The 19,243-nt window shown below is 63.2% G+C and carries 21 protein-coding genes and 1 tRNA gene; 15 read left to right on the plus strand and 7 right to left on the minus strand.

Features of this window, described 5'->3' with window-relative positions:
* Window positions 1–25: 25 nt before the first annotated feature.
* Window positions 26–1,372 carry a D-serine ammonia-lyase gene (locus PSQ39_RS06975; RefSeq protein WP_273925981.1) on the minus strand — a complete coding sequence of 449 codons (1,347 nt, stop codon included), beginning with the start codon at window positions 1,370–1,372 and terminating at the stop codon, window positions 26–28.
* 145 nt (window positions 1,373–1,517) lie between these two features.
* On the opposite strand from PSQ39_RS06975, the gene PSQ39_RS06980 reads away from it, so the two are divergent.
* The 4 genes from PSQ39_RS06980 to PSQ39_RS06995 all read left to right on the plus strand — a co-directional run bounded on the left by PSQ39_RS06980 (window position 1,518) and on the right by PSQ39_RS06995 (window position 3,546).
* A complete protein-coding gene (locus tag PSQ39_RS06980) occupies window positions 1,518–2,477 on the plus strand; it encodes a LysR substrate-binding domain-containing protein (protein WP_273925982.1) in 960 nt (319 codons plus the stop codon).
* A gap of 101 nt (window positions 2,478–2,578) precedes the next feature.
* Window positions 2,579–2,655, plus strand: a tRNA-Met gene (locus PSQ39_RS06985).
* 167 nt (window positions 2,656–2,822) lie between these two features.
* Window positions 2,823–3,047 (plus strand): tripartite tricarboxylate transporter substrate-binding protein, encoded by a 225-nt coding sequence (locus PSQ39_RS06990; RefSeq protein WP_273925983.1) that lies wholly within the window; start codon window positions 2,823–2,825, stop codon window positions 3,045–3,047.
* 298 nt (window positions 3,048–3,345) lie between these two features.
* Entirely contained in the window at window positions 3,346–3,546 is a 201-nt protein-coding gene (locus PSQ39_RS06995; RefSeq protein WP_273926366.1) for a transposase, read from the plus strand.
* Here PSQ39_RS06995 and PSQ39_RS07000 read toward each other — a convergent pair.
* Entirely contained in the window at window positions 3,494–4,471 is a 978-nt protein-coding gene (locus tag PSQ39_RS07000) for a LysR substrate-binding domain-containing protein (RefSeq protein ID WP_273925984.1), read from the minus strand. The two genes, PSQ39_RS06995 and PSQ39_RS07000, sit on opposite strands and share 53 nt — an antisense overlap.
* A 179-nt stretch (window positions 4,472–4,650) precedes the next feature.
* Here PSQ39_RS07000 and PSQ39_RS07005 point away from each other — a divergent pair, with 179 nt between their 5' ends.
* The 6 genes from PSQ39_RS07005 to PSQ39_RS21730 all read left to right on the plus strand — a co-directional run bounded on the left by PSQ39_RS07005 (window position 4,651) and on the right by PSQ39_RS21730 (window position 8,825).
* The gene (locus PSQ39_RS07005; protein ID WP_273925985.1) at window positions 4,651–5,313 is read left to right on the plus strand and encodes an RraA family protein; all 663 of its coding nucleotides are present in this window, start codon (window positions 4,651–4,653) and stop codon (window positions 5,311–5,313) included.
* 64 nt (window positions 5,314–5,377) lie between these two features.
* Complete coding sequence (locus PSQ39_RS07010) at window positions 5,378–5,926, plus strand: type 2 periplasmic-binding domain-containing protein (RefSeq protein ID WP_273925986.1); 549 nt, start codon at window positions 5,378–5,380, stop codon at window positions 5,924–5,926.
* Complete coding sequence (locus PSQ39_RS07015) at window positions 5,923–6,585, plus strand: RraA family protein (protein WP_273925987.1); 663 nt, start codon at window positions 5,923–5,925, stop codon at window positions 6,583–6,585. The genes PSQ39_RS07010 and PSQ39_RS07015 overlap by 4 nt, the downstream gene beginning before the upstream one ends.
* A gap of 4 nt (window positions 6,586–6,589) precedes the next feature.
* A complete protein-coding gene (locus PSQ39_RS07020; protein ID WP_273925988.1) occupies window positions 6,590–7,222 on the plus strand; it encodes an RraA family protein in 633 nt (210 codons plus the stop codon).
* On the plus strand, window positions 7,219–8,436 hold the full coding sequence (locus tag PSQ39_RS07025; protein ID WP_273925989.1) for a pyridoxal phosphate-dependent aminotransferase: 1,218 nt from the start codon (window positions 7,219–7,221) through the stop codon (window positions 8,434–8,436). The genes PSQ39_RS07020 and PSQ39_RS07025 overlap by 4 nt, the downstream gene beginning before the upstream one ends.
* 182 nt (window positions 8,437–8,618) lie before the next feature.
* On the plus strand, window positions 8,619–8,825 hold the full coding sequence (locus PSQ39_RS21730; protein ID WP_409242008.1) for a hypothetical protein: 207 nt from the start codon (window positions 8,619–8,621) through the stop codon (window positions 8,823–8,825).
* A 916-nt stretch (window positions 8,826–9,741) separates the two neighbouring features.
* Here the strand turns inward: PSQ39_RS21730 and PSQ39_RS07030 are convergent.
* Window positions 9,742–10,455, minus strand: a complete 714-nt coding sequence (locus PSQ39_RS07030; protein WP_273925990.1) for a hypothetical protein — start codon at window positions 10,453–10,455, stop codon at window positions 9,742–9,744.
* A 269-nt stretch (window positions 10,456–10,724) separates the two neighbouring features.
* Entirely contained in the window at window positions 10,725–11,285 is a 561-nt protein-coding gene (locus PSQ39_RS07035; protein ID WP_273925991.1) for a DUF7482 domain-containing protein, read from the minus strand.
* Between the two features lie 273 nt (window positions 11,286–11,558).
* Between PSQ39_RS07035 and PSQ39_RS07040 the strand changes: the two genes are divergently transcribed.
* A complete protein-coding gene (locus tag PSQ39_RS07040) occupies window positions 11,559–12,707 on the plus strand; it encodes a GGDEF domain-containing protein (RefSeq protein ID WP_273925992.1) in 1,149 nt (382 codons plus the stop codon).
* 4 nt (window positions 12,708–12,711) lie between these two features.
* Here PSQ39_RS07040 and PSQ39_RS07045 read toward each other — a convergent pair whose 3' ends face one another.
* Together PSQ39_RS07045 and PSQ39_RS07050 are read right to left on the minus strand one after the other, a co-directional pair.
* Window positions 12,712–13,068, minus strand: a complete 357-nt coding sequence (locus PSQ39_RS07045) for a hypothetical protein (protein WP_273925993.1) — start codon at window positions 13,066–13,068, stop codon at window positions 12,712–12,714.
* Between the two features lie 209 nt (window positions 13,069–13,277).
* Complete coding sequence (locus PSQ39_RS07050) at window positions 13,278–13,961, minus strand: glutathione S-transferase family protein (protein ID WP_273925994.1); 684 nt, start codon at window positions 13,959–13,961, stop codon at window positions 13,278–13,280.
* A gap of 239 nt (window positions 13,962–14,200) precedes the next feature.
* On the opposite strand from PSQ39_RS07050, the gene PSQ39_RS07055 reads away from it, so the two are divergent.
* Complete coding sequence (locus PSQ39_RS07055) at window positions 14,201–15,130, plus strand: LysR family transcriptional regulator (protein ID WP_273925995.1); 930 nt, start codon at window positions 14,201–14,203, stop codon at window positions 15,128–15,130.
* A gap of 46 nt (window positions 15,131–15,176) precedes the next feature.
* Here PSQ39_RS07055 and PSQ39_RS07060 read toward each other — a convergent pair whose 3' ends face one another.
* Window positions 15,177–16,244, minus strand: coding sequence for an alpha/beta fold hydrolase (locus tag PSQ39_RS07060; protein ID WP_273925996.1), 1,068 nt, complete (start codon window positions 16,242–16,244; stop codon window positions 15,177–15,179).
* A 382-nt stretch (window positions 16,245–16,626) separates the two neighbouring features.
* On the opposite strand from PSQ39_RS07060, the gene PSQ39_RS07065 reads away from it, so the two are divergent.
* From PSQ39_RS07065 to PSQ39_RS07075, 3 genes are read left to right on the plus strand one after another with little or no spacing between them, the layout of a single operon-like run.
* Entirely contained in the window at window positions 16,627–17,592 is a 966-nt protein-coding gene (locus PSQ39_RS07065) for an ABC transporter substrate-binding protein (RefSeq protein WP_273925997.1), read from the plus strand.
* 39 nt (window positions 17,593–17,631) lie between these two features.
* The gene (locus PSQ39_RS07070) at window positions 17,632–18,465 is read left to right on the plus strand and encodes an ABC transporter permease (protein WP_273926367.1); all 834 of its coding nucleotides are present in this window, start codon (window positions 17,632–17,634) and stop codon (window positions 18,463–18,465) included.
* Window positions 18,462–19,241 (plus strand): ABC transporter ATP-binding protein, encoded by a 780-nt coding sequence (locus PSQ39_RS07075; protein ID WP_273925998.1) that lies wholly within the window; start codon window positions 18,462–18,464, stop codon window positions 19,239–19,241. Before PSQ39_RS07070 ends, PSQ39_RS07075 begins: the two co-directional genes overlap by 4 nt.
* The last annotated feature ends 2 nt before the right edge of the window (window positions 19,242–19,243 follow it).

Raw genomic sequence — 19,243 nt, forward strand, 5'->3', positions numbered from 1 at the left:
AGGTCAGCGGGCGGGAGACGCTGCGTCAGGCCGAGGTCGCGTTCAGCCCTTGGCGGCCACGCTGCACAAAGCGGCTGAATTCCAGTTCGGGCACCAGCAGGCCACCCGTGGTCCAGACCAAGTGGGTGGCGCGCGGCAGGTGGGGCAGCAGGCCTTGTTCGGCCAACCAGGCCTGGCCCTGGGCGCTGCCACACAGCTGCTGCGGGCCGCTGAAGCCAGCGGCGGCCGAGGGCTCGATGCGTTGGTCGGCGTGGTCCAGTACCTGCACGAGGTGCTCGAACAAGGTGTCGTCGCGCACCGTGAACACCCCCGACAACAGGGGGCGCATCAGTTCGGCGGCCAGCAGCGAGGCGCGTGGCACGGCCAGGCCATCGGCCTCGGTGTGGTTCGTCAGACCGATGTCGTAGACCGAGGGGTGGGCGCCCTCGGGGCTCATCATTTGCAGCATGAAGCAGGGCGACTGCACGGGCTCGGCGAAGAAGCAATGCACATGCGGGCCGAGCAGCTGACGCAGCCCGAAGGTGATGCCCCCCGGCGCGCCGCCCACGCCGCAAGGCAGGTAGACGAACAAGGGGTGTTCGGCGTCAACCACCACGCCCTGGGCCTGGAGTTGCTGACCCAGGTGCAGGGCGGCAGCGCTGTAGCCCAGCAGCAGCGAGAGCGAGCGCTCGTCGTCGACAAAATGGCACAGCGGGTTGGCGGCGGCTTGCTGGCGGCCTGCGGCGACGGCTTTTTCGTAGTCGCCACCGTGTTCGACCACCTCCACGCCGCGCTGGCGCAGGCGATCCTTTTTCCAGGCCTTGGCGTCGGAAGACATGTGCACCACGGCTTGGAAGCCCAGGGCGGCCGACAGCACGCCAATGCTCAAGCCCAGGTTGCCGGTGCTGCCCACGGCCACCTGGTGGCGCGCAAACAGGGCGCGGGCCGGGCCCTGGCCCAGCACGCGGTAGTCGCTGTCCAGGGTGATCAGGCCGTGCTCCAGGGCCAGGGCCTCGGCCCATTGCAGCACCTCGTGGAAGCCGCCGCGCGCCTTGATCGAGCCCACCACGGGCAGGCTGTGATCACCTTTGATCCACAAGGCGCCGTGCTCGGGCGGCAGGCCCAGGGCCTGTTGCAGGGCCGGGGCGGACAGCAGCTCGGACTCGATCACGCCCTGGCGGGCGCGCAACTCGGGCGACAGTTCGGCCAGCAGCGGCGCGAAGCGGGCAAAACGGGCTGCAGCTTCACGGGTATCGGCCAGACTAATGTGGCCGCCTTCGCTGGTGGGCATCACGGCCTCGGGCTGAGCCTGGCGGGCCGGGTTGAGCCACAGCGTGGGGCTGGCAGCGCGGAGCAGGGCCTCGGTGGGCGCGAAACTTGCAGGCAGGGTCATGGTCAGAAAATGCGTTGGACGCCGTTGAACAAGGCCGTCAGCGCCGCTGGGAAACGCGGTTGACTGAACAAGCCATGGGCTCATTCTTCATGGCCCAGCGCCTGACGACAATGCATTTATAGTGGGTTAAACATTAGTGAGAATAATGGAAACAAGGCTTTCTCCTTCCTTGCTGGCCTGGCTGCGCTGCTTCGAAGCCACGGCACGCCACGGCAGTTTCACGCGCGCTGCCGGTGAGCTGTGCATCACCCAGGGTGCGGTGAGCCAACAGGTCAAGCAGTTGGAGCAATGGCTGGCGCGGCCGCTGTTGATCCGCACCCCGCGCAGCTTGGTGCTGACGCCCGAGGGCAAGTGGCTGGGCGTGGTCTTGCGTGAGGGTTTCGAGGCGATTGAGGGCACGCTGTCCCAGCTGCGTCGGGCACCGCGCTCCGACGGCCCCACCACGCTGAGCTGCTCGCCTTCGTTTGCCATGCGCTGGTTGACGCCGCGTCTGGGCTCCTTCTTGAGCCAATACCCCGAGGTGGGCCTGCGGGTGTACGGCGAGTTTCACGCCCTGGACCGCACCCGCATGGTGCACGACGGCATCGAGGTGGCGGTGCGCTTTGACCCGGGCCAGTACGAGGACGTGCAAGCCACTCAGTTTTTGGACGAGTGGCTGGTGCCTGTGGCCAGCCCGGCCTTTTTGGCGCAACACCCCGAACTGCAGCAGCCGAGCGACCTGAACCCCGCCTGCCTGCTGCACGACGCCAGTCCCTGGGATGGCGGCGATGAAGTCGCGGAGTGGACGCATTGGTTCCGCGCCATGGGGGCCGAGCGGCCCGACCTCAGCCAGGGCCAGCGCTTCAACCTGTCGCAACTGGCCCTGAGCGCGGCCTTGGCCGGCCAGGGTGTGGCCATGGGTCGCGCGGCGCTGGTGCTGGACGACATCGTCACCAAGCGCCTGGTGCCCTTGTTTGGCCGCAGCGTGCAATCGCACGCCAGCTACCACTTTGTGTCGCAGCGCTACCCCTCGGAGGCCATGCGCCTGATCGAGGCCTGGTTGCACCAGGAAGCTCAGCAGTTCCGCAGCTTGCGTGCCCAAAGCCTGCCCGCACCCAGCGCTTGAAAAGCGCCCTGACGCCGCACTGGCTTGGGGCGCGCACCATCTTTCATTACAAATAATTGAATGAAGTCATATCAACATGACAATTAGTGTTATGATTGCGGTGCGCGATGGAGCAGCCTGGTAGCTCGTTGGGCTCATAACCCAAAGGTCGTAGGTTCAAATCCTACTCGCGCAACCAATCAAACAGCGGTTCCCGCTGACAGCAGACGCCCACTCATCAGTGGGCGTTTTTGTTTGTGCCCACTTTGTGCCCGTCTTGTGTCCACTCGGATTTGGTCTGTCACGATTGTGACCATTGGGTCAATCTGGCTAATTTCACCGCAACGACGGACTCTTTAAGGCTGGGTGCTGTCGGTCATCTTTGCGCCAGCAAATACACCCGCTCCTGTGGTGGCAAAAATTCACCAGGCCATCAACGAGACGCTGATACAACCCGAACTGAAGGCCAAGTTGGCGCTGCAGAGCATCGACACGGCGCCGATCAGCCAGGAGGAGTTCGCATACACCGTGAAACAGGACTTCACACGCTGGGCCGAGCTATTGAAGGTTTTGAAGGTCAAGGTGGAATAGCAAGCCCGGGCTAGCACACGAGGCCCGCGAACATCAGGGATCTGGTGTGTTTCTACCAGCGCTGCTCGGTGGTGTCCGGACACCGTGGTAGCGGCCAGATCGATTCTCGCAACTTTGGTGCGCAGCCCCTCGTGCGGGGGCCCACTAGCAACCGGGCTTGAGTTGCAGCCCCTGGCGTGCCAGGTTGTGTATTTCCCAAATGTTTTCCTGCTCAGGTGTTATCGCTGAAAGGAAACACAGATGAGCTCCCTTGATGGAAGACGGCATCAAGCGTTAGTCGGCCAAGAGAAAGTCGGTCCTGGTCCTGGACATCCTCCGAGACCGGACCACAGTCGCTGAGGCTCACCGAGCCGACGAACTCAACCCTTCTGAGGTTGAACAGTTGGTCGACGAAGGCAAGCGAGGCATGGAGAACGCGCTGCGCAGCAAGCCACTGGAAATCAAGCTCAGTGATTTGCAGCAGGCCCACGGCGAAGCGCTGCTAAAGCAGCTCGCTTAGAAACAAGCGACAGCTTTGGAGACTTGACTTGTGATCGTAACCATGCCACAGCTTCGTCCACCATCGGGTGGTGACGGCTCGCATTCCAAGCGGTTGCAGCCGTTACGACCATGATTTTTTCCTTCAGTGGCCTGACCACCACATTCTCTGGCGCCAGTCTTCGCAAAGAGGATGGCACCAGAGCCACACCTTGCCCGCAACTGACGTAGGCGATTTGCGACGTTACCGATCGCACCTCATGAAGTACACGCGGGGAGAATCCATGGGTGCGGCAGACGCTGGTCAGCATATCGAAATACACCGGGCTGACCTGTCGAGAAGACATCACGAGTTGCTCTGCACTCAGGGACTTCAGGCGGATCTTGGATTGAGTCGCCAGAGGGTGGCTCTTCGTCAGCGCCACTGCCAAGCGATCCTCTTGCATAGGAATCGTCTCAATGTCACTGCCGACATCTCCATCCAGCCTGGCAAATACCAGATCCAACTCACCCGCCTCCAGTGCCGGGACGGCTTCAACGCTATCAATTTCTCTGACAAACACTGTCAGATGAGGGTGTGCGATCTTTAAGGCCTCGAGCAATGGGGGCACCGTTTCCAGCATGGCTGACGTGATGGCTCCAACGTGCAGCACACCGGATTGACCCGAGGTAACTTCGCGCACCACACGCTCCAGTTGCTCGACCTGGCCAGCGAACTGGCGCACCGCTGGCAAGATCGCCGCCCCGGCAGGGCTCAGTTGGGTCCCACGTCTGGAGCGTGCGAACAACTGCATTTTCAGGGACTGCTCCAGAACTTTGATCTGCTCCGTCAGCGGAGGCTGGGACATGCCGAGCCTTTGTGCCGCGCGGCCGAAGTGCTGCTCCTCGGCTACAGCGAGGAACATCCACAGCTGTCGTATGAGGCGGAAGTCAATCCTGTTGTTCATCCTGGTGCTCCATGTGGCTGGCTGGTGTGATGAGTCTGAGCGAACCATTCTCCTTTTGTCCTCGGCGAACGTCATCTTTTTCTGATCTTATTTTCAGATCACAACGATACTGAATTCGGAATTTACATATTAAGCGGCGGGTTTGATCATGCCCGGGTACCTTCATGGAACCCAGTGCAATGACCCAACGTTCATTCCTCGACCGACTCGCATCGCTGGACACCAACACCGTGTCCGACGCCCTCGACTTTCTGAATCTGCCTGGCGCGACCTACGGTCTGCGTCCCTTGTGGGACTGCCCCAAGGTCGTCGGCCGTGCGAGCACCATCCAGCTGGGCCCGAAAGGCGACGCCAAGCCGACGGTTCACCTGATTTCTCCTGTCATTGACGCCATTGCCTCTGACGACCGCGTCTTGGTCGTTGCAGGGGGCGCGGAGGGCATCTCTTGCTGGGGCGATATTTTGGCCAATGCTGCCGTGTCCAAGCAGGTGCGTGGCACGGTCATCGACGGCTTGAGCCGCGACATCGAGGGCAGCGAGTCTGTGAGCTACCCGGTCTATGGCCGCGGCGTGACCATGATCAGCGCCCGTAATCGGGTGATCCAGATCCACTCGTGCCAGCCGGTGCAGATGGCGGGCGTCACGGTGCATGAGGATGACTATGTGATCGCCGACCGCTGCGGTACCGTCTTTGTGCCTGCGGCCCGCATCGAAGAGGTACTGGACCTCGGCGAGCGCATTGCCAAGCGCCAGGATGGCATGGTGGCAGCGGTGCGTGCTGGCCGTTCGGTGGCGGAGGTCATGCACGACAAGGAATTTGAGGCCATCGTGGTCAAAGGCTGATCGCAGTGCGGCCTCGCCTACCCGTCTTGCGAGCTCAAATCACTCCACCCCAGTAGGCCTGACGATGAGCCTTCAATTGCGTTCGCTTGGCTGCGCTTTGCTGATGCTGGCCGCGAACAGCGTGGCTTTTGCCCAAGCGCTCGTCGCTGGCCCTGGCCAGGTTGTCAAGTTCGTCGCGCCAGACCCAGCCGGAAGCCGCGACAGGTTGGCTTGGGTGATGGGGCAGTTGATCGACGGCCTGCGTGCCCCTCTGAGCGAACTTTTTGCGCTGTCGGGCTGCAAGGAGGGGCGTGCCTTGGCCGCTGCGAGTGAGAAACGAAACGCGGTGCTGCCTGAGGTGCCCTCCGTGAAGGCGCGGGGCTTTCGCCAGTTTGTGGTGAACAGGGGGGAGGGCGTCTTGGCGTGCCAGGGCCCGCCCGCAGACCTGATCAACCGGCGCCATGCCCGTGTTCGCAAAGCCCTAAACACGACCGACACGACGCAACTCCAGCGGCGCTTGAAAAGCGAAAGCCCCACCCCTGGAATCGATTGCCAAACCAATGGGAGCCATGGCGGACTGAGGCCAGAGCTTCCCCGAATTCAACTCAATTTTGATCTAGGAGTCATGACATGAGTGCAGAAGACAAAGAACTGATGGCCCTTTTTGAAGGGCTGGACACCCCCGGCGTCTCTGACGCCATGGACAAACTGGGTCTGCACGGCCAAGCACTGGGCATCATGCCGCTGGCCAACTATGCCAAGGCCGTGGTCGGACCAGCTTTCACCGTCAAGTACGTGCCAGCCAGCAACCCGCCCGGCACAGTCGGCGACTTCATCGATGACGTGGCGCCCGGGGACGTGGTGGTCATCGACAACGATGGACGCACCGATTGCACCGTTTGGGGCGACATCATGACCCAGTACGCGGGTCTGCGTGGCATCGCGGGCACCGTGATCGATGGGGTTTGCCGAGACGTGGGCAAGGCCCTGGGCGACAACTACCCGATGTTCTCAGCTGGCCGCTTCATGCGCACCGGCAAAGACCGTGTGCAGGTGGAGTCGGTGAACACCACGGTGGCCATCGGTACCGTGCGCGTCGCGTCCCGCGACATCGTGGTGGCCGATGCTAACGGTGTGGTCGTCGTGCCACGTGGCCGAGCCCGAGAAGTGGCCGAGACGGCCCGAAAGATTGAAGAGGTCGAATCGCGCATCCGTGACCAGATTTCTCAAGGTAAGACGCTCGGCGAAGCGCGTGCCGCGCTGGGGTACCACAAGCTGCAAACCAAGGAGTAATGCCATGACCTACAGCACAGAACAACTGACTTTGGCCCGCCAACTTGGTACTTCCACCTTGTTTGAGGCGTCGGGCCTGGCAACCAGCGCAGCCGATGTGGCCATCCGCCCCGTGTGGGCGGGCGCCTCGGTGGCGGGACCGGCCTTTCCGCTTGAATGCTCCCCCGGCGACAACCTGGCCATACACATCGCCATGGAGAAGGCACCGCGTGGCAGCGTTCTTGTCGTTTCAACAAGCAGCTTCGTGGCAGGCTACTGGGGTGAGCTGCTCACGGTGGCCGCTGAAGCCGCGGGCATCGCAGGGCTGGTGATTGACGGCGGCGTGCGCGACATTGCAGCCCTCACTGCGCGGCGCTTTCCGGTCTTTTCCCGGGGCATTTCCATGCGGGGAACCATCAAGGCCAGCGCGCCATCGGTGGGCCAGTCCATCAGCTTCACCGGCACGCCAGTGGCCGCGGGTGATCTGGTGGTGGCAGACGATGACGGTGTGCTCATCATCCCGGCCGCCCATGCGGAATACACCTTGACCCAGGGCCAGGCCCGGGCAGACAAAGAAGCCAAGTTCATGGCGTCTTTGACCCAAGGCAAATCCACACTGGAGTTGATGAACCTCACGAACTGGAGACAGGCCAGATGAATCCGCCAGTCCATGCGTTGAACCGCTTTCTGGCCGATGCCAAACCATCGGCCACCTACAAGGTCATGGATCGTGTGGCGGCACGCCGAGCAGGAGGGGCCAGCATCATCTCCCTCAGTGCGGGTGAGCCAGACTTCGATACGCCTGCACATGTGGCTGAGGCTGGCATCGCAGCCATCCGTGCCGGCCAGACCCGCTACACCCAGGTGGCGGGTCTGCGACCCTTGCGTGAAGCCATCGCCGCCAAGTTCCTGAGAGAGAACGGGTTGGCGGTCGACTGGCGTGACACGCTGGTGTGCAGCGGCGGCAAACAGGTGATATTCAATGCTTTGGCTGCCACGCTAAACGAGTTTGACGAGGTCGTCGTGCCTGCGCCCTACTGGGTGAGCTATCCGGAAATCGTGCAGCTGTGTGGTGGTAAGCCTGTCACCGTGGCCTGCGGAGCTGATACGGGCTTCAAACTCACGCCCGAGGCCTTGGCCGCGGCCATCACGCCGCGCACCCGCTGGCTGATCCTGAACTCGCCATCCAACCCGACGGGTGCGGTTTACAGCCGCGTCGAACTTCAGGCGCTGGCTGACGTGCTGCTGAAGCACCCGCAGGTGCTGGTGCTCAGCGATGACATCTACGAGCACCTGATCTTCGATGACCTTGAGTTCTTCACCCTCGCCCAGGTGGAGCCTCGCTTGCGCGAGCGGGTGCTGACCATGAACGGCGTTTCCAAGGCCTATGCCATGACTGGCTGGCGCATTGGCTTTGGCACCGGACCGCGCTGGCTGATCGAGGCCATGGAGAAGTTGCAGGGCCAGCAGACATCGGGTGCCTGCACCATCTCGCAGCATGCGGCGTTGGCCGCGCTGACCGGGCCACAGGACTTCATCCATGAGTCCCGTGCGGTGTTCCAGCGGCGGCGTGATCTGGTGGTCGAGTGGCTGAATCAAGCGCCGGGCCTTCACTGCGAAGTACCGCAAGGCGCGTTTTACGCGTTTGCATCGTGCGAAGCCTGGCTGGGCAAGGTAACGCGGGCTGGCACGACGCTGAACAGCGATGAAGACGTGGTCAACGCGCTGCTGGACGAGGCGAACGTCGCCACCGTGCATGGCAGCGCCTTCGGGCTGGGACCTTACATCCGCATCGCTTATGCGCTGGACGACGCCTCACTGCGGCAGGCCTGCAAAGCGATCCAGGGATTCGGCCAGGCCCTGGCCGGCTGAGTTCCTTGTGTCAGGCGGGCACGAATGGCTTGCGGCCAGACGGTGCCCGCTCGTTTTGTATTTCTAGGAAAAGCTTTTATAGCTTCAGAAATCGCGCATATGCGCTTTCCGCTGTCAATTGGTGACGTCGTGTTGGACGTTACCGCAATTCACCACGGCGGTGAAAAGTACCTATTGTCTTCCTGCATGGCTTTGGCACCACGAGGGAAGACTATGCTGACATCGTGCGAAAGGTCGAGTTCGTAGGCCATCACTTTCTAGCGTTTGAGGTGCCTGGCTGCGGCGACACCCCGTGTGCGGATTTGTCGACGGTCAACATACCCTTTCAGGTGAAGGCGGCACTGATCATGTTCGGCCGCATGGGGTTCCGACGCTTCGGACTTCACTAACTTCAGACAGGTACGGCTGGAGGGGGCAGGTCAGCAGCGCCTCAAGGCGGGTTGCAAGTCCAGCAAGTACCGAGAGGGCGAGTCTGGCGCCTTCTCTATCACCAAGGAGTCCTGCAACCTGCAGGCAACGTTTGATTGTTGAAAGTGACCTGCTGTGCGCCTCCGAGCCCTTGTTTGGATAGTGATCGACAGTGGTGTCCATGGCTGCCCAATGGTCTCAAATCCCGAAGATTCTAGCCCCATGCAAGTGGTCAACCGTCGGCTAAATTGTGATCACTGGATCAAAATAGGTGACAATCGTTCTTGATGATGCACATAAAAATACGTTTAAAAACAACGATTTACATCGATTAAAGTAGCTAAAAAACTAAAAAGACAGTGCATGCTTTGTAGTCTCATAACCCAAAGGTCGTAGGTTCAAATCCTACTCGCGCAACCAACACCAGGGCGGCGGTCTTTTCAGACTGACAGCCCTCCAAAACGCCCACCGCCAGTGGGCGTTTTGCGTTGGGCGTCCTAAAACTTGACCGCAGGCGTTTGAAGTCAGCAGCCCAAGGTTTGGCTCATGTGGGGCTTTTCGTGAGCCATGTTCAACATGCGGGCGTCAGCCAACCAAAGCGAACCCCCCAACAGGCCAGCAAGCCCAAGAAGTACCAGACACTGGAATGCAGACGCCGTTGTTTCAGGCTGATCGTTGTGGCCAGCAGAGCCCAGGGAAGCAAGTAAGCCAGCGCCTCCCAAGTGGGCTCGCCAGGGTCTGTCGGTAGAGCGCAGTAGTTCAGTCCCTCTGCCTTGGCTTGAGGGTCTTCAAGCATCCACTCATAACGGTTGTAGGGCGTACTGCAAAGGCCCAAGAACGTGATCGCGCTGAGCAGCGTCAGGACGACGTGCTGCCATGGCCGAGGTTTGTTCATGCTCAAGGGGTCAGCAGCCGCAGAACATGATCGCGATGTCGGAGCATGGCGCGCCCATACTCTGAGTATTGGCGCTCGGGGCGATCTTTTGGGCTTTTGATGGAATCACGGATGTCTTGCAGCGAACGTTCAACACCCCTGTTGTAACGGGCGCCAACGACGATGAATTCTTCATCGGTGAGTATTTGACTGTTGGCCATGTTTGGAAAGTCGTGCTCAATCAGTGATCGAAGATGTTTGGCAACCACTTCCAAATTGAAGTTGTCGGTTTCCAAGCACTGAATCAAATCGACTTGTACCTTGAAGGGCATCTTGTCAGCATCCCATCCTAGCTCTCGGGCCGCAGCCCTTAGCTGAATGCTGATGGCGCCAAAGGAGGTTTGATTGGGGTGTTTGAGGACTGCCAGACGATCGGTCCAATCAGGACCCATCCAATCAAAGCTGCGTAACAAATAGGCCGGGAATTTAGATTCGTCAGGTTTGCCCCCGACTTCGATATGCGCCACACATGCAAGCATGACTGCTGAGATCTGAGCATGACGTGCAGCTTGGAAAATTCGGAATTTGTTGTAAGCGATCCAGCCGTCCTTGTATGCCCATAGTCTCGGCCATCCTCCGCCAAGTTGTTGATCGAGTGCTTTCCATGCCAACCAATCCCACGTGCTCCACTTGGCGTAGCTGGTTTCACGCTCTGGCGCACAAAATGCATTGGACATCGGTGTTTCTCCATCACGTTGTCCAGCGCTGGTGAATCAGCTCGGGACAGTAACCCACAACTCCCAGGTTGTGCATCACCTCGTGCCGAGCTCTTGAGTCGAGCAAGAGGATCCCCCACGGGCGCATCGTCAAGTTGACGTTTTAGCACCTCAAAGAAGGTGAAACGACTGGCCAATGCCCGCACTTGGCTCATTGAGTGCACTGTTTGTACGGCAAGGGAATCAGTTCGCTCAACCGCTTGATTGAAGGGCCTGCCCTCAGCGTGAAATCACCAACGGACCCCCTGCAATCGCCCCCGACCCTCCACAGAGAGGATGGGGCAATTCAGCACCAGGTCGGTGGCTTGCACCGTCAGCAGGCCTTGGTCTTCGGCGTCCAGGATGTCCTGTTCCGAGCGCAGCTCCTTGGCCTGGCCGGCCTGCTTCCAGGTCACCCAGGTCAGGCGCCACAGCGGGCTGTAGGACTTGTCCAGGCTGCCCGGGCCCACGGGTTGCGGGGCCGACTGGAACACGGGGCGCTGCTGAAAATTGGCCACTTTGTAGACCCGCTCCAGCAGGTTCAGGCCGGCAGGGGCTTGCGCCGATCGGGCCAGCCGGGGGGCGAAGTTGGCGTTTTGCTCCACCGCCAAATCCGCGTCGGACACATCGGTGGTGACATACCGCGCCTCCAGTCCATCCACCCAACCGATGCGCAGGGGCAGGCTGATCGTTGCGGCGGGCGCCTGGGTGGGTAAAGCGCTGCAGCCGGCGAGCCAGGCCAGGGTGCTTGCGGCCAGCAGCAGCACCAGGGAACGTAAGGGGAAGCGCTGGGCGGTGGGTAGCGGCGTCATGGGCTTGGGCGGGTGGGGTCATGTTCCAGCACCGGGGGCTGGGCGGGGTTTGCACGGCGCGGCGGCGGCTCGTGCCGTCCTTGATTTATAGCGCGGACCCAACTGGGCCCGCCGGGAACGGGTTTTGTTCACACCCGTTGCGGGATCCGATGGCCGGATCCGTCGCCAAGGCGTGGTATTTTCAAGTCTGGCTGGACGACCGCCTGTCGGCCATCCACGGACTTCCCCAGACATGGCCTTCGCCTACCCCCCCGCCTTCACAACCGCCCCCCCATGACGCCCCTGGATTTGCGCAGCTTCAATCTGTTTGGTGGCCTGATGTGCACCACCATGGGCGTGGTGTTTTTGGCCATGCGCCTGCACTTCCGGGCCCCCACCCGGGGTTTGGGCAGTTGGGGGTTGGCGCCTTTGCTGGCCGTGGCCTCGGCCCTCTTGTTTGCGCTGGAGGGGCGCCACCCGACGGTCTTGGTGTCCCTGGCAGGCAATGGACTCTTGCTGGTCTGCAATGTGGCGATGCTGGCGGGCAGCAGCCAGTTCTTGGGGCGGCCCTGGACTTGGTGGCCTTGGCTGACCGCCGTGGTGCTGTGTCTGTTGGGCTTGCAGGTGTTCCTCTGGATCTGGCCTGATTACCGGGTGCGGATCATGTTGTTTGCCCTCACCATGTCCGTGGTGTGTGCGACCCATGCCCGTTTGCTGTGGGCACATGGCGAGGGTTTGCCGGCGCGTTTGATGGGCGCCGCCATGGTTTGGCAAACGCTGGTGCTGTGGGTGCGGGCGGTGGCCACCTGGTGGATCGACCGGCCCGACACCCACCGTTTTGACCCGGTGTCCCTGATCCACACCGTCTACATGGGCTCCTATGCCTTTTCAGTCTTGCTGGTCCTGGTCGGCGGTCTGTTGATGTTCAGCGATCACCTTCGCCAGCGTTTTGAGGACCTGGCCAACCACGACGACCTGACCGGTGCCTTGAACCGGCGAGCCATCGGTCAGCGGGTTGAACAGGCCCAGGCCCAGTGGCTGCAGCAGGGGCAGGGCTATGCCTTGCTTTTGCTGGACCTCGATCACTTCAAACGCATCAACGATGCCCATGGTCACCAGGCGGGCGACCGCGCCCTGGTGCGGGTGGTAGCGGCCTTGCAGCAAGGTTTGCGCAGTGAAGACAGCCTGGGACGCTACGGGGGGGAGGAGTTCCTGGTCTTGATGCCAGGCGCCGACCTCGCGATGGCCCAGCAGCGCGCCGACCAACTGCGCCAAACCTTGGCCTCGCAGGCAGCCGAAGCCGGCAGCCTGGGCTGCACGGTCAGCGTGGGGGGCGCGGTGGTGCAGGCCTCCGATGCCCGCAGCGACCGCGTGGTGGCACGGGCCGATTCCGCGCTCTACCAAGCCAAGGCCGCCGGGCGCAATCGGGTGGTGATGGGCTGAACGTCTACGTTTTGGGGTTCGCGGGCGGCGGGCTGTCTGGCGGGTTCACCCTGCCCAAGGCCTCTCCCCCCAAGGCCCCTGTGAGGGCCCCCAAGGGGGTGCCCAGCAGCAGCCCCACCGGCCCGGCGAGCGCCATGCCCACCGCGGCACCGACGGCGGCCCCTGCCACCAAGACGCCACCGACCAGCACTGAATCTGCCTCGCGTTCAGCGTCCTGAGCGCTCAGTGCGTGTTGGGCCGCTGGGTCGGGGTCCTGTGACGGGATGCCGTGACCCGGCTGGGCTTGTTCGGCCATGTCCTGGTCTGGGGGGGCGGCGTCGGTGGGGCCGTGGGCACTGGTTGGGGGATCTGAGCTGGGCATGGTGGGGTCCTGGCAGGGCTGCGGCGGTGTGCCCAGCGACTGGCGCGCCGGGCACGGGATGGGACCACCCTAGGCTTGGCTGCCGAGGGCGTCGGTGCGGCAGCTCACGGTGCGCTGCGCTTTGACCCATGTTGAGTCGGCCATATCACCGCATTTTGTCTGCGCGTGCTCCATGCCGCTCGGGGCACTCCACTGTCCCGACGTTCGCCTCACATCACCACCGGCCCGCCCTTGGCAATGGCCCGTTGGTAGGCCGGGCGCTGGTTCATGCGTTGGCGGTAGGCCTGCAACTGGGGGTAGCGTTGCGCGTTGTCAGCGCGGGACAGCGCCGCTTCGACGGCAAAGCTCATCTGAAAGTCGGCCAGGCTCAGCGTCGGGCCCACAAACCAGGGGTGGCTGGCCAGGTGGGCGTCCATGAAGGCGAGGGCGGTGTCCACGTTGGGGTTGATCAGCTTGGCCTGCACCGTGCCGCACAGGGCGCGCGCGATCGGGCGCACAAAAAAGGGCATGGGCTGGGTCGGAATGGTCATGAAGACCAGCTTCATCACCAGCCAGTTCATCAGCGAGCCTTCGGCGTAATGCATCCAGAAGCGGCACTGGCGGTGGGCTTCGCTGCCCCGCGCGGGTTCCAGCTGGGCCAGTTCGCCCTCCAGGTTCTGGCCGTAGCGCTCGGCCAGGTACTCGAGGATGGCGCCCGATTCGGCCACGGTGACGTCCCCGTCCGTGATCACCGGTGACTTGCCCAGGGGGTGGATGGCCTTGAGTTCGGGCGGGGCCAGACGGGTCTTCTTGTCGCGCTGGTAGACCTTGATCTGGTAGGGCAGGCCCAGCTCTTCAAGCAGCCAGAGCACGCGCTGCGAGCGCGAAGTTTCGAGGTGGTGGACGGTGATCATGGCGAAGGGTCACAAAAGAAGAGAGGAAGAGGAGCGACGGCAGCGTGCAGGGGGGGGCTCAGGCCATCACTGTGCGCTGATTGTGCTTGCAATGAGCGGCGTCAAGAAGCGCCATGACCGTGCCGGGGCGGGGAATTGACAGCTCCTTTACCATTGACGCCTCCCCGCCCCCTGGACCTGCGTCCCGACCCACTTCCTTGCCCGGCGCCCATGGGCCCCCGGGATCAACGCCTTCTGCGATGGACCAACTCGATTCTTTGCATGCCCTATTGGCCGTGATTGACCACGGTGGCTTTGCCGCAGCGGCTCGGGCCTTGAACACTTCGCCCGCCAAGGTCACACGCCTGATCCAGGAGTTGGAGCAAAACCTCAACGCGCGCCTGCTGAACCGCACCACGCGCACGTTGTCGCTGACCGAGGCCGGCGAGCTGTACGCGGGCCGCATCCGCCCCGCCGTGGACGCGCTGCGCGCGGCCAACGACGAAGTCACCACCTACAACAGCCTGCCCTCAGGGGTGCTCAAGGTGCATTCTTCGCTGGACTTTGCGGCCGCGCAGCTGATTCCCCGCGTCCCCCGCCTCGGCCAGCTCTACCCCCAACTGGAGGTGGACATTCAGGTGGCCGATCGCATGCAGTTGGCGCCCGACCTGGAGGCCGACGTGACCATCCTGTTCTCGCGCCAGCCCCTGCCCAGTGGCGACTTTGTGGCGCGCCGCCTGGCCAGCACTTCGGGCGTGCTGTGCGCTTCGCCCCAGTACCTGAAGCGCCATGGCTTGCCCTTGCACCCCCAGGACCTGGCCCAGCACGATTGCCTGATCCCCAGCAGCAAGGACTTGCCGTCCACCTTCATGCTGGCCTGGGTCGGGCCCGGGGAGGTGGCGCCGTTCGAGTTCCGACCGGGGGCGCCCAAGTTCCACTCCAACAGCCCGGAGGCCCTGTGCCATGCGGCGCTGCATGGTCTGGGTCTGGTGGGGATGTTGTCAGCCCATGCCGAGCCCTACCTGCGCAGCGGGGCCTTGGTGCGCTTGTTGCCCGATTGGATTGGTGACCGTTGGGAGGTCTGGGCCGCTTACTCGGGGCGCAAGCATGTGCCACGCAAGGTGCATGCGTTCCTGGAGTTTTTGCGCGCCGAGCTGGGCGACCCGCAGCGCGACCCCTGGCTGGTCTGAGGCGCGCCTGCTGCGGGGCTGCAGCAGGGCCGCGCTGGCTGGGGCTTTACTTCTGGCTGTCCAGGAACTTCAGCACGGCGGCGTGGAACGCCTCAGGCACCTCCAGGTGCGGGATGTGGCCGGCGTTGTCGAACTCCACCAACTCGCTGCCCGGGATGGCTTTTTGTGCAGCCCGACCCAGCAGCGGGAAGTTGCCCAGCGGCTTGACCGCTTCCGGCGGGGCAAAGCGGCGACCGAACACCGTGCGGTCTTTTTGCCCGATGGCCAGCAGAGTGGGTTGGGTCAGGCGGGGCAGTTCGTCGGTGATGGGGCCGTCGTAAATCATTTGGTAGGTGAGGGCCGAGATGCGGGCAAAGCGCGGGTACTCGGCACTTTGCTGGACCCGGGCGAACTGCTCGACCAGGCGCTCGAACGCCGGCTGCCAGTTCGGAAAGTAGCTCTTCAGGAAGTTGCGGTAGCTGGCCGGGGTCTGGGCCATCTCCAGCTGCACCAGGCGGTCGGTCTCCTGGGGTGGGATGCTGAGCACATAGTTTTCCAGGCCCAGGGGGTTTTCCAGCACCAGGGCGGACACCCGCGCGGCATGGCGGCGCGCCAGGTGCACCGCCGCCATGCCGCCCATGCTGTTGGCCACCACCGCCACACGCGGCAGCTGCAGGTGGTCCAGCAGGCGCACGGTCTGGTCCGCCAGCAGGGCGAAGCTGTAGCGCTGCTCGGGCTTGGCGGATTTGCCAAAACCGATCTGGTCGGGGGCGATCACCCGGTAGCCGTGGTCCGACAGCGCCTTCATCGTGCCGGCCCAGTAGTCCGAGCCAAAGTTCTTGCCATGCATGAGCAGCACGGTCTGGCCGTTGGGGCGGGTGGGGCGCACATCCATGTAGCTCATGCGCAGCTGGCGGCCCTCGTGCTCCCAGGCCAGGGTCTGTACCGGGTAGGGGTAGTGCCAGCCTTCCATGGCCACGCCCAGGGGCTCGGCACCCGCGTAGGTGGGGGCGTCAGGGGCCGCCGGGGCGGTGGCAGGGCTTTGGGCCCGGGCGCTGCCGCTCAACAGCAGGGCGCCAAGCCCCAACAGGGCGGGGCGGCGGGTGATCGCGGGGAACTGGGCATGGTTTGGCATGGCGGGTGTTTGTCTCGTGGGGTGGGTCTGGGGTCTGGGGCTCGCAGGACGGGCGGGGCGCGCCCGCGCCAGTGGGCATTCTTGCCCAAAGCCTGAAGCGGTGCAGGCCAGCCCTGGCACAGCCTTTGCATGGCTCTGCCCATCCGGGCTAACAAGTCCTGTATAGACAGCATATTGGTGCAAACACCGATGAGCTGCACCAGCTTGGTGATTCACACTCCAGCCCTTGTCGAGCTGCGCAGGCGTCGGCGGTGTGGATTTGTCGCAGGACTTGTATAGACAGGAATTTTCCGGGCCTGCGTGGCAGGGTCGGCAAGCAAGCGCACCGTGCCGCAAGCGCTGTGTGAGAACTGGTTTTCTTCAGCAATCTAGGAGCAGAGAAATGGGTCGTTCTACCTTCAAAGTGGCGTCGCTGATGGCGGCTGTGGGTCTGGTGGTGGGCTTGGCAGCCCCGGTGCAGGCACAGGAAACCAAGATCGTGCTCGGCATGTCGGGCTGGACGGGCTTCGCCCCGCTGACCCTGGCCGACAAGGCCGGCATCTTCAAGAAGAACGGCCTGGACGTCGAGCTGAAGATGATTCCGCAAAAAGACCGCCACCTGGCCCTGGCCTCCAAGGCCATCCAGTGCGCCGCCACCACGGTGGAGACCCATGTGGCCTGGAACGCCAACGGCGTGCCCATCGTGCAGATCTTCCAGATGGACAAGTCCTATGGTGCCGACGGCCTGGCCGTGCGCAACGACATCAAGGGCTTTGCCGACCTCAAGGGCAAGACCATCGGCGTCGACGCCCCGGGCACCGCGCCGTATTTCGGCCTGGCCTGGATGCTCAGCAAGAACGGCATGAGCCTGAAAGATGTGAAGGTCACCACCCTCGCGCCACAAGCCGCGGCTCAGGCCTTTGTGGCCGGTCAGAACGACGCCGCCATGACCTACGAGCCCTACCTGTCCACCGTGCGCGACAACGCCGCCGCCGGCAAGATCTTGGCCACCACGCTGGACTACCCGATGGTGATGGACACCGTGGGCTGCGACCCGACCTGGCTCAAGGCCAACCCCAAGGCCGCCCAGGCGCTGACCGATTCGTACTTTGCCGCGCTGGAGATGATCAAGGCCGAGCCCGCCAAGTCCAACGAACTGATGGGCTCGGCGGTCAAGCAAACCGGTGAGCAGTTCGCCAAGTCCTCGGCCTACCTGCGTTGGCAAGACAAGGCGGCCAACCAGAAGTTCTTCGCGGGCGAGCTGACCGCCTTCATGAAGGACGCCACCACCATCTTGCTGGAGGCCGGCATCATCCGCAAAGCGCCGGAGAACCTGGCTGTCACCTTCGACGCGAGCTTCATCAAATAAGCCATGGCCACTCCGTCTGCCTCCTCCGCTGGTGCGGCCATGCCCACGGCGCACCCGCCCAGCCTGCAAAACCCCGCCCCGGCCGCCCGCTCGGGCTGGCGCCCGCTGGAGCCCGTCAGCCCGCGCGCGCGCTGGGCCCTGGGCCTGGGCTTTTTTGTCTTGTTTGTCGCGGTGTGGTCCGGCTTCACGCTGGGCGGCTTCGTGTCGCCCACCTTCTTGGCCAGCCCAGTCACGATGGCGCAGGAAGCCTGGCTGCTGTTCACCGAGTACGGCTTTCACAAGGACATCGGCATGACGGTGTGGCGCGTGCTGGGCGGCTTTGTGCTGGCCTCGGTGCTGGCCGTGCCGCTGGGCATCGCGATGGGCGCCTACAAAGGGGTGGAGGCTTTTTTTGAGCCCTTTGTCTCGTTTTGCCGCTACCTGCCGGCCTCGGCCTTCATCCCCTTGCTGATCCTCTGGGCCGGCATTGGCGAACTGCAAAAAGTGCTGGTGATCTTCATCGGCTCTTTCTTCCAGATCGTGCTGATGGTGGCCGTGATCGTGGGCGGTGCGCGCAAGGACCTGGTCGAAGCCGCCTACACCCTGGGCGCCAACGGCCAGGGCGTGGTGCGCCGCGTGCTGATCCCGGGCGCTGCGCCCGAGATCGCCGAGACCCTGCGCCTGGTGCTGGGCTGGGCCTGGACTTACGTCATCGTGGCCGAGCTGATTGGCTCGTCCTCCGGCATCGGCCACATGATCACCGACAGCCAGGCGCTGCTGAACACCGGCCAGATCATCTTCGGCATCATCGTCATCGGCCTGATTGGCCTGGTGTCTGACTTTGCGTTCAAGGCCCTGAACCGGCGCCTGTTTGTGTGGAGCTTTTTCAAATGAGCCAGCTGTCCATCCAGGGCGTGTCGCGCACCTTCGAATCCAACCGGGGTCAAAAGACCCAGGCCTTGCTGCCGGTGGACTTCGAGGTGCGGGACAACGACTTTGTCACCATCCTCGGCCCCTCGGGCTGTGGCAAGAGCACCTTGCTGCGCATCGTGGCCGGCCTGGACCAGCCCACCAGCGGCCGCGTGCTGCTGGACGGCCAGCCCGTGCAAGGCCCGGGTGCCGACCGCGGCATGGTGTTCCAGAGCTACACCTTGTTTCCCTGGCTCAGCATCGAGCAAAACGTGCGCTTCGGCCTGCGCGAGCGCGGCATGAGCGAGGCGCAGCAAAAAGAGCGCAGCGACTTCTTCATCGCCCGCGTCGGCCTGCGTGGCTTTGAGCAGCATTTCCCCAAGCAGCTTTCGGGTGGCATGCAGCAGCGCACGGCGATTGCGCGTGCGCTGGCCAATGACCCCAAGATCTTGCTGCTCGACGAGCCCTTCGGCGCGCTGGACAACCAGACCCGGGTGCTGATGCAGGAGCTGTTGCTGGGCATCTGGGAGGCCTCGCGCAAAACCGTGCTGTTCGTCACCCACGACATCGACGAGGCCATCTTCATGGCCAACCGCGTCGCGGTCTTCAGTGCCCGGCCTGGCCGCATCAAGACCGAGCTGGCAGTGGACTTGCCCCACCCGCGCCACTACACGATCAAGACCAGCCCTGAGTTCATGGACCTGAAGGCGCGCTTGACCGAAGAGATCCGCGCCGAGTCCATGGCCGCCGCCACGCACTGATC

Origin of the sequence: Curvibacter microcysteis, assembly GCF_028649455.1 — a bacterium.
Taxonomy (GTDB): Bacteria; Pseudomonadota; Gammaproteobacteria; order Burkholderiales; family Burkholderiaceae_C; genus Curvibacter; species Curvibacter microcysteis.

Coding starts and splice junctions, on each gene's coding strand:
- PSQ39_RS07010 (WP_273925986.1), top strand. CDS start 5,378: ATGAGCCTTCAATTGCGTTCGCTTGGCTGCGCTTTGCTGATGCTGGCC.
- PSQ39_RS07050 (WP_273925994.1), bottom strand. CDS start 13,961: ATGATCACCGTCCACCACCTCGAAACTTCGCGCTCGCAGCGCGTGCTC.
- PSQ39_RS07005 (WP_273925985.1), top strand. CDS start 4,651: ATGACCCAACGTTCATTCCTCGACCGACTCGCATCGCTGGACACCAAC.
- PSQ39_RS06980 (WP_273925982.1), top strand. CDS start 1,518: ATGGAAACAAGGCTTTCTCCTTCCTTGCTGGCCTGGCTGCGCTGCTTC.
- PSQ39_RS07075 (WP_273925998.1), top strand. CDS start 18,462: ATGAGCCAGCTGTCCATCCAGGGCGTGTCGCGCACCTTCGAATCCAAC.
- PSQ39_RS07070 (WP_273926367.1), top strand. CDS start 17,632: ATGCCCACGGCGCACCCGCCCAGCCTGCAAAACCCCGCCCCGGCCGCC.
- PSQ39_RS07030 (WP_273925990.1), bottom strand. CDS start 10,455: ATGTCCAATGCATTTTGTGCGCCAGAGCGTGAAACCAGCTACGCCAAG.
- PSQ39_RS07065 (WP_273925997.1), top strand. CDS start 16,627: ATGGGTCGTTCTACCTTCAAAGTGGCGTCGCTGATGGCGGCTGTGGGT.
- PSQ39_RS07045 (WP_273925993.1), bottom strand. CDS start 13,068: ATGCCCAGCTCAGATCCCCCAACCAGTGCCCACGGCCCCACCGACGCC.
- PSQ39_RS07015 (WP_273925987.1), top strand. CDS start 5,923: ATGAGTGCAGAAGACAAAGAACTGATGGCCCTTTTTGAAGGGCTGGAC.
- PSQ39_RS07035 (WP_273925991.1), bottom strand. CDS start 11,285: ATGACGCCGCTACCCACCGCCCAGCGCTTCCCCTTACGTTCCCTGGTG.
- PSQ39_RS07000 (WP_273925984.1), bottom strand. CDS start 4,471: ATGAACAACAGGATTGACTTCCGCCTCATACGACAGCTGTGGATGTTC.
- PSQ39_RS07025 (WP_273925989.1), top strand. CDS start 7,219: ATGAATCCGCCAGTCCATGCGTTGAACCGCTTTCTGGCCGATGCCAAA.
- PSQ39_RS07040 (WP_273925992.1), top strand. CDS start 11,559: ATGACGCCCCTGGATTTGCGCAGCTTCAATCTGTTTGGTGGCCTGATG.
- PSQ39_RS06975 (WP_273925981.1), bottom strand. CDS start 1,372: ATGACCCTGCCTGCAAGTTTCGCGCCCACCGAGGCCCTGCTCCGCGCT.
- PSQ39_RS07020 (WP_273925988.1), top strand. CDS start 6,590: ATGACCTACAGCACAGAACAACTGACTTTGGCCCGCCAACTTGGTACT.
- PSQ39_RS07060 (WP_273925996.1), bottom strand. CDS start 16,244: ATGCCAAACCATGCCCAGTTCCCCGCGATCACCCGCCGCCCCGCCCTG.
- PSQ39_RS07055 (WP_273925995.1), top strand. CDS start 14,201: ATGGACCAACTCGATTCTTTGCATGCCCTATTGGCCGTGATTGACCAC.